A 12,355-nucleotide genomic window follows, 5' to 3' on the forward strand; every position below is an offset into this window, starting at 1 on the left:
TGTGTATCAATTCGTGCGGGGCCGGTGGGGGAGGCGGGGAAACCTGGCCGATGTGATCTAGGTCACATCATGGTGTTTGGGTGTTTGAGTGGAGGACTCGCGGGTATTTACCGCGGTTTCACTGAGGTGCCTGGACCCTGCCGCCCCTTCGGGCACACTGGCCTGGACCCGCACCATTCAGGGGAGCGCATCGTGATCACGCACGCCGGACAGCCGCCGCAGGGACCCCGTACGAACGCCGCACCGCGGCCCGCCACCGCCGAAGACGTCCGCACCACCGGAGCCCTCCCGGCCGTGGTCGGCAGCCCGGGCCCGACCCCCGAGCCCGACTCCGCCGAGGCCGCACTGGAACACCGGGACAACGCGACCCGCCCCCGCCCCCGGCCCCGGCACGACCCCCTCGCCGCGCTGCGCGCCCCCGACGACCCGCCCTGGGACGTCTACCTCACCGGACCCGTTTTCCTCGACATCATCTTCACCGGACTCGGCTCCGCCCCCGTGCGCGGCACCGAGTCCTGGGCCCGGGGCATGGGCTCCAGCCCCGGCGGCGTCGCCAACATGGCCACCGCCCTGGCCCGACTGGGGCTGCGCACCTCGCTGTCCGCCGCGTTCGGCGACGACCACTACGGCGACTACTGCTGGGACGCCCTCGCCCAGGGCGAGGGGATCGACCTCACCCCCTCCCGCCGGGTCCCCGGCTGGCACTCCCCGGTCACCGTGTCCATGGCCTACGAGGGCGAACGCACCATGGTGTCGCACGCCCACGAGCCGCCCCCGGCCGCCGACGCCGCTGACCCCACCGGTGCCGCTGACCCCACGGGCACCATCGGCCCCGCCTGCCGCGCCCGGGCCGCCGTCGCCTCCCTCGCCCCCGGCACCCGGGACCCCTGGATCAGCGCCGCCGCCCGCACCGGCACCCGGCTCTTCGGTGACGTCGGCTGGGACGACACGGGCCGCTGGGACCTCGACGCGCTGCCCGACCTCGCGCACTGCGAGGCGTTCCTGCCCAACGCCGAGGAGGCCATGCGCTACACCCGCACCGACTGCCCCCGCGCCGCTGCCCACGCCCTGACCGAACGGGTGCCCGTAGCGGTCGTCACCCTCGGTGCCGAAGGCGCCTACGCCGTCGACGGGCGCACCGGGGAGACCGCCGAGGTGCCCGCCATCGAGGTCGAGGCGCTGGACCCGACCGGCGCCGGGGACGTGTTCGTCGCCGGCTTCGTCACCGGCACCCTCGCCGGCTGGCCGCTCGCCGACCGGGTCGCCTTCGCGGGGCTCACCGCCGCGCTCTCCGTCCAGGACTTCGGCGGCTCGCTCTCCGCGCCCGGCTGGACGGAGGTCGCCGCCTGGTGGCGCCAGGTGCGCGGCTACGGCCCGCAGAACCCGGCCGCCCTCGCCCGGTACGCCTTCCTCGACGCCCTGGAACCCCCACTGCCCGCCACCGCACGGCCCTGGCCGCTGCGCCGGGCGGTCCCCACCATCGGGTTCCGCAGCACGGTCTGACGGTCCGGTGCGGGTGCCGGGAAAAGGGCTCGGTCCCCGCACGGGGTGCGTCGTACCCTGGGCACCAGAGGCGCCTCGCCCCGAGGCGTCCCGCCCGAGGAGGACGAGCAGGCCACAGAGCCGGCCCATGACGCAGACACCCACAGCCCACGCAGCGACGGAGGGTCGGGCCCGCGCCCGGTTCGCCGTTCCGGCCAAGCACCCGATGGTCACCGTGCTCGGTTCCGGGGACTCGCTGCTGCGCGTGATCGAGAAGGCATTCCCGGACGTCGACATCCACGCCCGGGGCAACGAGATCAGCGCTGTCGGCGACGCCAGTGAAGTCGCCCTGATCCAGCGCCTGTTCGACGAGATGATGCTGGTGCTCCGCACCGGGCAGCCGATGACGGAGGACGCGGTGGAACGCTCGATCGCCATGCTCAGGGCGAGTGAGAACGGCGAGGGCGACGGCGAGGAGACCCCCGCCGAGGTCCTGACGCAGAACATCCTCTCGTCCCGGGGCCGCACCATCCGCCCCAAGACCCTCAACCAGAAGCGCTACGTCGACGCCATCGACAAGCACACCATCGTCTTCGGCATCGGCCCCGCGGGCACCGGCAAGACCTACCTGGCCATGGCCAAGGCCGTGCAGGCCCTCCAGTCCAAGCAGGTCAACCGGATCATCCTGACCCGCCCCGCGGTGGAGGCCGGCGAACGCCTCGGCTTCCTGCCCGGCACCCTGTACGAGAAGATCGACCCGTATCTGCGGCCCCTGTACGACGCGCTGCACGACATGCTCGACCCCGACTCGATCCCCCGGCTGATGGCCGCCGGAACCATCGAGGTCGCACCCCTTGCCTATATGCGCGGTAGGTCCCTTAATGATGCCTTCATCATCCTGGACGAGGCGCAGAACACGAGCCCCGAGCAGATGAAGATGTTCCTGACCCGGCTCGGGTTCGAGTCGAAGATCGTCATCACCGGTGACGTGACCCAGGTCGACCTGCCGAACGGCACCAAGTCCGGGCTGCGTCAGGTGCAGGACATCCTCGAAGGGGTCGATGACGTCCACTTCTCCCGGCTCACCTCGCAGGATGTCGTCCGGCACAAGCTGGTCGGCCGTATCGTCGACGCGTACGAGAAGTACGACCAAGCGAACGGCACCGAGAACGGTTCCGACCGCGGCTCCCGCCCGAGCCGGGGCGGCCGAGGGAAGTAGACCAGCACAGCCATGGCGATCGACGTCAACAACGAATCCGGCACCGAAGTGGACGAGCACGCGGTCCTCGACATCGCGCGCTACGCGCTGGCCAGGATGCGGATCCATCCGCTCTCCGAACTGTCCGTGATCGTCGTCGACGCCGACGCCATGGAGCAACTGCACATCCAGTGGATGGACCTGCCGGGGCCCACGGACGTCATGTCCTTCCCGATGGACGAACTGCGGCCCCCGTCCAAGGACGACGAGGAGCCCCCGCAGGGCCTGCTCGGGGACATCGTGCTGTGCCCCGAGGTCGCCGAGCGACAGGGCCGCGAGGCCCCCACCGGGCACACCATGGACGAGGAACTGCAACTCCTCACCGTCCACGGAGTGCTGCACCTGCTGGGCTACGACCACGAGGAGCCCGACGAGAAGGCCGAGATGTTCGGACTCCAGGCCGCGATCGTCGACGGCTGGCGCCAGGAGAAGGGCCTGACCGGCCCCTCCCCGGCGCCCACGGTCGCCTGAACCGATGAGCGTTCCCCTCATCGTCGGCGCGGTCCTGCTGGTGGTCGTGGCCTGGCTCGCCGCCTGCGCCGAGGCGGGCCTCGCCCGGATGTCCAGCTTCCGCGCCGAGGAGGCGACCCGCAGCGGACGGCGCGGCGCGGCGAAGCTCGCCCAGGTCACCGCGGACCCCACCCGGTACCTGAACGTCGCCCTGCTGGTGCGGGTGGCCTGCGAGATGGCCGCGGCGGCGCTCGTCACCTACGCCTGCCTCAACGAGTTCCACCAGACCTGGGAGGCGCTGCTCCTCGCGATCGGCGTGATGGTCCTGGTCTCGTACGTCGCCGTGGGCGTCTCCCCGCGCACCATCGGACGTCAGCACCCGCTGAACACGGCCACCGTCGCCGCGTACGTCCTGGTGCCGCTCGCCCGGATCATGGGGCCGATCCCCTCGCTGCTGATCCTCCTCGGCAACGCCCTCACCCCCGGCAAGGGCTTCCGGCGCGGGCCGTTCGCCTCCGAGGCGGAACTGCGGGCACTGGTGGACCTCGCCGAGCAGGAGTCCCTGATCGAGGACGACGAGCGCCGGATGGTGCACTCCGTCTTCGAACTCGGCGACACCCTCGTCCGCGAGGTCATGGTGCCGCGGACCGACCTCGTCGCCATCGAACGGTGGAAGACCATTCGCCAGGCCCTCACGCTCGCCCTGCGCTCCGGGTTCTCCCGCATCCCGGTCACCGGGGAGAACGAGGACGACGTCGTCGGGATCGTCTACCTCAAGGACCTGGCCCGCAAGACCCACATCAGCCGCGAGGCCGAGTCGGAGCTGGTCTCCACCTCGATGCGGCCGGCGGCGTTCGTCCCCGACACCAAGAACGCCGGCGACCTGCTGCGCGAGATGCAGCAGGACCGCAACCACGTCGCCGTCGTCATCGACGAGTACGGGGGCACCGCCGGGATCGTCACCATCGAGGACATCCTGGAGGAGATCGTCGGGGAGATCACCGACGAGTACGACCGCGAACTGCCCCCGGTGGAACCGCTCGGCGACGGCCGCTTCCGGGTCACCTCCCGGCTCGACATCGGTGACCTCGGCGAGCTGTACGGGCTGGAGGCGTACGACGACGAGGACGTCGAGACGGTCGGCGGGCTCCTCGCCAAGGCGCTCGGCCGGGTCCCGATCGCCGGGGCCGAAGCCTCGGTCGTCCTCCCGGACGGGCGCCGCCTGCGGTTGACGGCGGAGTCGGCGGCCGGCCGCCGGAACAAGATCATGACGGTGTTGGTGGAGCCGCTGGGCCCCGGGGACACCGTCGGCCCGGCCGGGGCGTCCCGCCGGTGAGCCCCGACGAGCTGCGCGCCTTCTGCCTCTCCTTCAACGCCGTCGTCGAGGAGTTCCCGTTCGGGCCCGAGACCTCCGTCTTCAAGGTGCGGGGCAAACTCTTCGCCCTGTCCCGGCTCGACGGGCTCCCGCTGACCGTGAACCTGAAGTGCGACCCCGAGGACGCGGTGCGGCTGCGCGAGCAGCACCCCGAAGCCGTGCGGCCGGGCTACCACATGAACAAGCGGCACTGGAACACGGTGACCGTCGGCCTGCTGCCCGTGCGGACGGTGCGGGAGCTGGTCGAAGACTCCTACGACCTGGTGGTCGCGGGTCTGCCGCGCGCCGAACGGCTCCGGCTCGACCGGCCCTGAGACGCCCGGGACGGCCCCTTGATCCGCCCCTTAAGCTGGGGCCCATGAGCGAGAGTGAACTGGGCGCCGAGGACCGCAAGATCGTGACCCTCGCCCGCTCCGCGCGGGCGCGCGGCGGGGTGGCCGAAGGGGCCGCCGTACGGGACGAGACCGGCCGGACCTACGTCGCCGGGCCGGTGGACCTCCCCTCGCTGCGGCTCAGCGCCCTGCGCACCGCCGTCGCCATGGCCGTCGCCTCCGGGGCCACCTCGCTGGAGGCCGCCGCCGTGGTCACCGGCGAGCTGACCGCCCCCGACGAGGACCTGGCCGCGGTGCGCGACCTCGGCGGCGCCGGCACCCCCGTGCACCTCGCCGCACCGGACGGGACGCCGCGCAGCACGGTCACCGTCTGACGCCCACGGGCCCGGAGCGCCGGGCGCCGTCGACCTGCGCCGGACGGGTGCGGTGCGGCGGCGCCCCGCCGATCGGGGACAATGGGCGTCATGAGTGCCCGTACCCCGTCATCCGAGCCCGCCGAGGCCACCCACCGGTCTGGCTTCGCCTGCTTCGTGGGGCGGCCCAACGCGGGCAAGTCCACCCTCACGAACGCGCTCGTCGGCCAGAAGATCGCGATCACCTCCAACCGGCCGCAGACCACCCGGCACACCGTCCGGGGCATCGTGCACCGCCCCGACGCGCAGCTGGTGCTCGTGGACACCCCGGGACTGCACAAGCCCCGGACGCTCCTCGGACAGCGGCTCAACGACGTGGTCCGCGCCACCTGGGCCGAGGTCGACGTGATCGGGTTCTGCCTGCCCGCCGACCAGAAGCTCGGCCCCGGCGACCGTTTCATCGTCAAGGAGCTCGCGGCGATCAAGCGGACCCCCAAGGTCGCGATCATCACCAAGACCGACCTGGTCGACTCCAAGGCCCTCGCCGAGCAGCTGATCGCCGTGGACCAGCTGGGCAAGGAGCTGGGCTTCGAGTGGGCCGAGATCGTGCCCGTCTCGGCGGTCGGAGACCAGCAGGTCGGTCTGCTCGCCGACCTCCTGGTCCCGCTGCTGCCCGAGGGGCCCCTGCTGTACCCGGAGGGTGACCTCACCGACGAGCCCGAGCAGGTCATGGTGGCCGAGCTGATCCGGGAGGCCGCGCTCGAAGGGGTCCGCGACGAGCTGCCGCACTCCATCGCCGTGGTCGTCGAGGAGATGCTGCCCCGCGAGGACCGCCCCGCCGACAAGCCGCTGCTGGACATCCACGCCTTCCTCTACATCGAGCGGCCCAGCCAGAAGGGCATCGTCATCGGCCCCCAGGGCAAGCGGCTCAAGGAGGTCGGGATCAAGTCCCGCAAGCAGATCGAGGCGCTGCTCGGCACGCCCGTCTTCCTCGACCTGCACGTCAAGGTCGCCAAGGACTGGCAGCGCGACCCCCGCCAGCTGCGCAAGCTCGGATTCTGATCGGTCCGGCGCCGTCGGTGGGCGGCGCCGGTGGGGCCGGCGGGTCGGTCAGGGTGGACAGCCGCCCGGCGAGCACCCGCGCCCAGGCCCGGTAGCCCTGCGCCGAGGGGTGGAAGCGATCGGACGACATCCAGGGCCCGGGGAACTCGGGCATCCCGCCGGAGTGCAGGTGGTGGACGCGCCGGCCCCGCCGCGCGACCACGCGCAGCTGCCGGTCCAGCAGGGTGACGTACAGCCGCAGCGGCCCGCGGACCGACCGGGGCAGCACGTCGACGTCCCGCAGGTCGGGGAGCCCCGCGAAGACCACCGGCACGTCCGGCCCGAGCCGCAGCCGGATGTCCCGGACCAGCCGCTGCGCCTCCCGTCGCAGGGCCCAGGGGCTCCGTAGCCGCATCGCGTCGTTGGTGCCCGCCATGACCACCACCAGATCCGGTGTCCACCGGGTCATCGGGTCGGTGAGTCCGGACAGCAGGTGCTTGCGCAGTGAGCAGAGCGTGGCGCCCGAGCGGGCGGACACCCGCCAGGAAACGGCCCGTCCGGTGATCGCCGTCAGCGCGGCGGCCAGTTCGCCGGGCAGCGCCTCGCGCAGGACGGGGGCGCCCACGCCGGCGGCGACGGAGTCGCCGACCACCGCCATCCGCAGCGCGGGTTCCGGGGACCCGGCACCCGGTGCCTCGGTGACCCCGCTGGTCTCCCCACCGGCCTCGGGCAGCCGGGTCAGGTGCTTGCGGAAGGCCCGCGTACTCCGCGTCAGCATGACAAACCCCTCGTGTGGCGTCGGTCGTCCAGGACGTGCCGGTGTTCCGGACACCGGCAGGGCCGATGTCCGGTCCCGGGTGATCGCCTCCACCCATAACACCGTTATGCACATAACAGCGTTATAGTGCGGCTGTGTCAACTGACGATCGCCTGACCCCCCTCGACGTACGCCGCCGCCTCCTCGACCAGGCCGCGCGGGTGCTCGCCGAAGAAGGCGCGGCGGCGCTCAGCGTGCGCCGCCTGGTCAAGGCCGTCAGCACCTCGACGATGGCCGTCTACACCCACTTCGGGTCGATGCCCGGCCTGGTCCGCGCACTGATGACGGAGGGCTTCGACCGCTTCCACGAACGGGTCGCCCGCGCCGCGGCCGCCCACCCCGACGACCCGGTCGCCGAACTGGCCGCCCTGTGCCGCGCCTACCAGGACTTCGCACACGACGAACCCGACGTCTACGCGGTGATGTTCGGCGGTTCGGCGTTCGCCGGGTTCGCCCTCACCGAGGAGGACCGCAGGCTCGGCATCCACGTACTGCGCCCGCCCCGGGACGCCATCCGCCGCTGCCTCACCGCGGGCCGCTTCCGCGCGGGCGGTGAACCCGACCTGCTGGTCCGCCAACTCTTCTGCCAGATGCACGGACTGGCCCAACTCGGCCGCGCCGGGTACATCGCCGGCAGTTTCGGCCCCCGCGAGGTCCTGCACGGCATGGTCCTCGACTTCGTCCGGGCCGCCGGCGACCACCCGGACGCGGCGGAGACCTCCGTCGCGTCCGGGCTGGGCACCGGCGCAGCGGCAACGGACTGAGCGCGGGGCGAGCGCTGCCGGACCGGTCCCCGGGGGAACGGTGCCCGACCGAGTGCCGGGGGCAGCGGTGCCGGACCGGGCCCGCCGCGCGGCGGTCAGTTCGGCCAACCACCCGCGGCGGCCGTGGCGTCGGCGAATGCGGCGAAGGTCCGCGGCGGGCGCCCGAGGGCACGCTGCACCCCGTCCGACAGATACGCGTCCGTGCCCCTCCTGATCGGTCCGACGATCTCCGCGAAGCCCGCGGCGTCCGCCGGTGACCACCCCTCCCGGACGAGTTCCGCCACGTGCTCCTCGACGGAGAGCGGCACGTAACGGATCTCCCGGCCGGTCGCCCCGGAGATCGTGGCGGCCACCTCGGTGAGCGTCAACGCCCGTGGCCCGGACAGCTCGTAGACCTGCCCCGCGTGCCCGTCCCCGGTCAGCGCGGCCACCGCCACCGCGGCGATGTCCTCGGCGTCGACGAAGCTGGCGGCCCCGTCACCGGCGGGCAACCGCAGCTCACCGGTGCGCACGGCATCGGCGAAGAACCCCTCGCTGAAGTTCTGCGCGAACCAACCGGGCCTGCTGATCGTCCACTCCAGACCGCTCTCCTGGACGGCCCTCTCGCCGTCCAGCATGCCCTCCAGGATGCCGCTGTCGTCCTTCGCGTAGTGCGGATCGTCGATCCCGCGGCCGGAGGCCAGGACCACCCGCCGCACCCCGTGGCGCACCGCCGCCTCGACGAACGGGCGCACGAGCGTGGTGCCGTCCAGCGGTACGAGGTAGACGGACCGCACGCCCTCCAAGGCGCGGTCCCAGGTGGTGCGGTCGGTCCAATCGAAGGGGTGTTCCCCGTGCCGGGCGGCCGCCCGCACCGGCACTCCCGCGGCCCGCAGTTGATTGACGACACGGCGACCGGACTTGCCGGTCGCCCCGGTGACCAGAGTTGTTTGTTCAGACATGACCCCCAGTCAACCGGCCGGCAGCGGGACGATCCATGGCCTGGAAGCTCCCACTGATGTCTGTGCGTCTACAGTGAAGTGATGGACGCCGTGTCGGAGGTGTTGGCGGGGGTACGGGCGCGCGGCGCCGTCTTCCGGCGGACGATCGTGCGACCGCCCTGGGCGCTGCGGATCACCAGCGGCGCCCCGCTGACGCTCGCCGCGATGCTGCGCGGCCGGGCCTGGATCGTGCCCGACCGCCAGGATCCGGTCCCCGTCGGCGTCGGCGACATCGCCGTCGTCCGCGGCGACGTGCCCTACACGGTGGCCGACGACCCCCGGACCGCGCCGGCGCTGACGGTGACCCGCGCCGACTACTGCCCGGGCGCCGAGGGCGTGGAACGCGCCCCCGGGCCCGACCGGACCTGCGGAACACCGGCCGCGGAGGCCGCCGTACTGATCAGCGGGGCGTTCGAACGCAGGGGGGAGCTCAGCGAACGACTGCTCCGGGCCCTGCCCCCCGTGCTGGTGGTACCGGCCGGCGCCGGCCCCTACCCGTCGGCGGCGGCCCTGGCCGAGGAGGTCATCCGGGACCGTCCGGGTCAACAACTGCTGCTGGACCGACTGTTGGACCTGATGCTGGTCGCCGCGCTGCGCAGCTGGTTCGACGACCCGGACGCCCGCCCCCCGGCCTGGTGCCGCGCCCTGGACGACCCGACCGTGGGCACCGCACTACGGTTGCTGCACGAGGCGCCCGCCCGCCCGTGGACGGTGGCGGACCTGGCGGCCGAGGCGGGAGTGTCGCGGGCACTGCTCGCCCGGCGGTTCACCGCGCTGGTCGGCGAACCGCCGATGTCCTACCTCGCGAGCTGGCGGGTCGCCCTGGCCGCGGACCTGCTGCGGGAGACCGACCACACGGTGGACGTCGTCGCGAGGAAGGTCGGCTACTCAGGCGCCTTCGCGCTGAGCGTGGCCTTCAAACGGCTGCGCGGCACCCGGCCCAGCGATCACCGCAACCCGGAACCCGAGTGGCGCGCCGGCTGAGTCCCGGCCCCCGTCAGGGGTCCCGTGTCCCCGGCACCCGCTCAGGTCCAGACCGTGCACCCCTGCCGCTCCAGTCGGGACAGCAGCGGCAGCGTGGGATCGACCTCGTTCCACCGCAGGTCCAGCCGTTCCAGCGAGGGCAGTTGGGCGAGCCAGTCCGGCAGCGGGCCGAGCCGGTTGCTCCGTAGGTCCAGCTGCCGCAACAGCGGAAGCCCGGCCAGACACGCGGGTACGTCGACGAGGGCGTTCTCCCGGAGGTCCAGCTGACGCAGGGAGCGGAGTGCGGCGACCGACGGCGGCAGGTGGGTGACGGCGTTTCCACGGAGCCGGAGTTCACGCAGGTCGCGCAGTCGGCCGAGCGCCTCGGGCACCGTGCTGAGCCGGTTGTGGTCGGCCCGCAGCTCGACGAGCCCGGTCATCGAACCGAGGGCTTCGGGCAGGGCGTCCAACCGGTTCTCGCCGACGTTGAGGTAACGCAGTCGGGTCAACCGGCCCAACGACTGCGGGAGTCGGGACAGCCGGTTGTCGTGCAGGTAGAGGCAGTCGGTGAGTCCCGACAGCTCACCCAGTTCCTCGGGTACCGAGGCGAGTGCGTTGTGGCCCAGGTCCAGGGTCCGCAGCCGGTCCAGCCTGCCGACCTCCGGCGAGAGGGAGGTGAGTCCGTTCTCCGCGAGGATCAGCACCCGCAGTTCGGTGCGCCGCCAGATCGACTCGGGCACCTCCGCGAGCCCGTGGCGCCACAGGTTCAGCGTGTGGCCGCGGTCGTCGCTTGCCTGCGGTGACGACACAGCGGTCACTCCTGTTCCTCGGGACGGGCGATCGGGCGGGCGATCGGGCGGGCGTCCGGCCGAGCATACGGCCCGCCCGGCCCGCCCCCGAACCCGTCCGCGCGGCTCCACGGCCGTGACGCGTTCAGACACCGTCCGGGACGAGGACCACCTTGCCCGTCGTCGCCCGCGCGGCGATCGCTGCGTGCGCCGCGCCGGCCTGCGACAGGGGGAAGGCGTGCAGGGAGGGCGTCACCGTCCCGTCGGCGGCGGCGGCCAGCGCACGGGCCTCGTCGATGCGCGCGTCCTGACCGCCCTCCAACATCAGCGCCAGGGCATCGGTGAAACTCACTCCCCGCTCGCGCAGTTCCGCTTCGTCCGGGCGGAACTCCTCACGCGACGAAGCCCCGATGCTGAGGTACCGCCCGCCCTTCACCAGGAGCCCGAAGGCGGCCCGGCCCTTCTCGCCCTCGACCCCGTCCAGCACCACGGTGACGCGATCGCCCAGGGCTGCGCGGACGACGTCCGGCCAGTCGGGACGGTCGTAGTCGACGGCCAGGTCGACGCCCGACTCCCGTACCGTCGCCGTCTTCGCCGGTCCGCCGGCCGCGCCGATGACGGTGGCGCCGATCCGGCGGGCGAACTGGAGGGCCAGATAACCGACGCCGCCGGCGGCCGAGGTGACCACCAGCACGTCCTCGCTGGTGAGGGCGGCGGCATCGAGGAGGCCCACGGTGGTGGCGCCGGTGACGACCATGGCGACGGCGGCCTCGTGGCCCAGCCCGTCCGGGATGCGGTGCAGGGCCGGGACGTCGGCGACGGTCAGTTCGGCGTAACCCCCCGGCGAGCTGCGCGCGGTGACCACCCGGGCCCCCACCCACGACGGGTCCACCCCGGACCCGACCGACTCCACCACGCCGGCCACCTCGCCGCCGAGGACCGCCGGGAGCTCGGGGAGCGGCGGACCGATCGGCAGCCCCTCCCGCATCGCCGTCTCGATCTGGTGCACCCCCGCGGCGCGCACGGCGATGCGGACCTGACCGGGGCCCGGCACGGGGTCGGGCACGGTCTCCAGCCGGAGGTTCTCGGGGGGACCGAACTGGTGGAGAACGACGGCACGCATGGATGTTCCTTCCGGAGGGCTCGACGGGAGGACTCCATCGTCCGACCTCAACTCAACTTCAGGTCAAGCCCGGTGAGGCCGGAGGCGGGCGCTTCGTGCTGGAGGAACCCGGGGGCGTCGTACCGTCGCCCAGCGGCGCCATGTTCCAGTGGTCCTCGTCCCAGACGAGGACTTCGCGGACGTCGACGGGCTGCCTGTCCTTGCGGGCCGAGCCCTTGATCCGGACCTGGTAGACCCCCTCCAGCTCACTGCGGTGGCTCCAGGTCACCCGCCAGCCCCGCCCGCCGTACTCCGTGAGCCTGGCCCGGGCGTCCTTCTCGCCGTGCGGCGGTCCGAGCAGCTTCGCGAGCCCTTCGGTGTCTAGGCGCCCTCCTTCAGGACCCGTCGCACGAGTTCCCGCTGGGCGTCGGTGAGCCGGGGGTCCGCGCAGTACGCCGTGCGGCCGTCGACCGTGATGCGGTAGCTGAAACCGTCCGGGACGCCGGTGCCGGGCGCCGAGCGGGCACCGGTCAGTGCCCGCTCGGCCAGGGCGTGCCACACCTCGGCGTCGGGGCGGGCGGTGGTGTCCACCTCGGCCCGCCGCTCGATTCCCGCGAACCCTCCGGTACGCCGCACGACGATACGCATGC

Annotated in this window: 15 protein-coding genes; 9 read left to right on the plus strand and 6 right to left on the minus strand. The window is 72.8% G+C overall.

Going from position 1 to position 12,355, the window contains the following annotated elements:
* Positions 1–345 precede the first annotated feature (345 nt).
* The 7 genes from ACFV88_RS09015 to era all read left to right on the plus strand — a co-directional run bounded on the left by ACFV88_RS09015 (position 346) and on the right by era (position 6,312).
* Entirely contained in the window at positions 346–1,503 is a 1,158-nt protein-coding gene (locus ACFV88_RS09015) for a carbohydrate kinase family protein (protein WP_385487999.1), read from the plus strand.
* A 127-nt stretch (positions 1,504–1,630) separates the two neighbouring features.
* The gene (locus tag ACFV88_RS09020) at positions 1,631–2,701 is read left to right on the plus strand and encodes a PhoH family protein (protein WP_385487649.1); all 1,071 of its coding nucleotides are present in this window, start codon (positions 1,631–1,633) and stop codon (positions 2,699–2,701) included.
* Between the two features lie 12 nt (positions 2,702–2,713).
* Positions 2,714–3,211, plus strand: a complete 498-nt coding sequence (gene ybeY, locus ACFV88_RS09025) for an rRNA maturation RNase YbeY (protein ID WP_385487651.1) — start codon at positions 2,714–2,716, stop codon at positions 3,209–3,211.
* 4 nt (positions 3,212–3,215) lie between these two features.
* Positions 3,216–4,526 (plus strand): hemolysin family protein, encoded by a 1,311-nt coding sequence (locus tag ACFV88_RS09030; RefSeq protein WP_385487653.1) that lies wholly within the window; start codon positions 3,216–3,218, stop codon positions 4,524–4,526.
* Complete coding sequence (locus ACFV88_RS09035) at positions 4,523–4,879, plus strand: MmcQ/YjbR family DNA-binding protein (protein WP_385487655.1); 357 nt, start codon at positions 4,523–4,525, stop codon at positions 4,877–4,879. The genes ACFV88_RS09030 and ACFV88_RS09035 overlap by 4 nt, the downstream gene beginning before the upstream one ends.
* Before the next feature lie 44 nt (positions 4,880–4,923).
* Positions 4,924–5,271, plus strand: coding sequence for a cytidine deaminase (locus tag ACFV88_RS09040; RefSeq protein WP_385487657.1), 348 nt, complete (start codon positions 4,924–4,926; stop codon positions 5,269–5,271).
* Positions 5,272–5,361: 90 nt separating this feature from the next.
* A complete protein-coding gene (gene era, locus ACFV88_RS09045) occupies positions 5,362–6,312 on the plus strand; it encodes a GTPase Era (RefSeq protein WP_385487659.1) in 951 nt (316 codons plus the stop codon).
* Here the strand turns inward: era and ACFV88_RS09050 are convergent.
* Positions 6,254–7,069: an SGNH/GDSL hydrolase family protein gene (locus ACFV88_RS09050; RefSeq protein WP_385487661.1), complete on the minus strand. Its 816-nt coding sequence runs from the start codon at positions 7,067–7,069 to the stop codon at positions 6,254–6,256. The genes era and ACFV88_RS09050 overlap by 59 nt on opposite strands.
* A gap of 134 nt (positions 7,070–7,203) precedes the next feature.
* Between ACFV88_RS09050 and ACFV88_RS09055 the strand changes: the two genes are divergently transcribed.
* Positions 7,204–7,872: a TetR/AcrR family transcriptional regulator gene (locus ACFV88_RS09055; RefSeq protein WP_385487663.1), complete on the plus strand. Its 669-nt coding sequence runs from the start codon at positions 7,204–7,206 to the stop codon at positions 7,870–7,872.
* A 95-nt stretch (positions 7,873–7,967) separates the two neighbouring features.
* Here ACFV88_RS09055 and ACFV88_RS09060 read toward each other — a convergent pair whose 3' ends face one another.
* Positions 7,968–8,813, minus strand: a complete 846-nt coding sequence (locus ACFV88_RS09060) for an SDR family oxidoreductase (RefSeq protein WP_385487665.1) — start codon at positions 8,811–8,813, stop codon at positions 7,968–7,970.
* Between the two features lie 81 nt (positions 8,814–8,894).
* On the opposite strand from ACFV88_RS09060, the gene ACFV88_RS09065 reads away from it, so the two are divergent.
* Positions 8,895–9,836, plus strand: a complete 942-nt coding sequence (locus ACFV88_RS09065; protein WP_385487667.1) for an AraC family transcriptional regulator — start codon at positions 8,895–8,897, stop codon at positions 9,834–9,836.
* Between the two features lie 41 nt (positions 9,837–9,877).
* Here the strand turns inward: ACFV88_RS09065 and ACFV88_RS09070 are convergent, their stop codons facing one another.
* The 4 genes from ACFV88_RS09070 to ACFV88_RS09085 form a co-directional block, all read right to left on the minus strand.
* A complete protein-coding gene (locus tag ACFV88_RS09070) occupies positions 9,878–10,633 on the minus strand; it encodes a leucine-rich repeat domain-containing protein (protein WP_385487669.1) in 756 nt (251 codons plus the stop codon).
* Between the two features lie 115 nt (positions 10,634–10,748).
* Complete coding sequence (locus ACFV88_RS09075; protein ID WP_385487671.1) at positions 10,749–11,726, minus strand: zinc-binding dehydrogenase; 978 nt, start codon at positions 11,724–11,726, stop codon at positions 10,749–10,751.
* Positions 11,727–11,784: 58 nt separating this feature from the next.
* Positions 11,785–11,994: a hypothetical protein gene (locus ACFV88_RS09080; protein WP_385487673.1), complete on the minus strand. Its 210-nt coding sequence runs from the start codon at positions 11,992–11,994 to the stop codon at positions 11,785–11,787.
* 92 nt (positions 11,995–12,086) lie between these two features.
* A complete protein-coding gene (locus tag ACFV88_RS09085) occupies positions 12,087–12,353 on the minus strand; it encodes a protealysin inhibitor emfourin (RefSeq protein ID WP_385487675.1) in 267 nt (88 codons plus the stop codon).
* Positions 12,354–12,355 lie beyond the last annotated feature (2 nt).

This window comes from Streptomyces sp. NPDC059816 (genome assembly GCF_042732055.1).
Classification (GTDB): Bacteria; Actinomycetota; Actinomycetes; order Streptomycetales; family Streptomycetaceae; genus Streptomyces.

Bases quoted from the DNA above. Each gene is read 5' to 3' on its own strand.
- ACFV88_RS09040 (WP_385487657.1), top strand. From the start codon at position 4,924: ATGAGCGAGAGTGAACTGGGCGCCGAGGACCGCAAGATCGTGACCCTC.
- ACFV88_RS09085 (WP_385487675.1), bottom strand. From the start codon at position 12,353: ATGCGTATCGTCGTGCGGCGTACCGGAGGGTTCGCGGGAATCGAGCGG.
- ACFV88_RS09065 (WP_385487667.1), top strand. From the start codon at position 8,895: ATGGACGCCGTGTCGGAGGTGTTGGCGGGGGTACGGGCGCGCGGCGCC.
- ACFV88_RS09020 (WP_385487649.1), top strand. From the start codon at position 1,631: ATGACGCAGACACCCACAGCCCACGCAGCGACGGAGGGTCGGGCCCGC.
- ACFV88_RS09030 (WP_385487653.1), top strand. From the start codon at position 3,216: ATGAGCGTTCCCCTCATCGTCGGCGCGGTCCTGCTGGTGGTCGTGGCC.
- ACFV88_RS09050 (WP_385487661.1), bottom strand. From the start codon at position 7,069: ATGCTGACGCGGAGTACGCGGGCCTTCCGCAAGCACCTGACCCGGCTG.
- ACFV88_RS09060 (WP_385487665.1), bottom strand. From the start codon at position 8,813: ATGTCTGAACAAACAACTCTGGTCACCGGGGCGACCGGCAAGTCCGGT.
- ybeY (WP_385487651.1), top strand. From the start codon at position 2,714: ATGGCGATCGACGTCAACAACGAATCCGGCACCGAAGTGGACGAGCAC.
- era (WP_385487659.1), top strand. From the start codon at position 5,362: ATGAGTGCCCGTACCCCGTCATCCGAGCCCGCCGAGGCCACCCACCGG.
- ACFV88_RS09075 (WP_385487671.1), bottom strand. From the start codon at position 11,726: ATGCGTGCCGTCGTTCTCCACCAGTTCGGTCCCCCCGAGAACCTCCGG.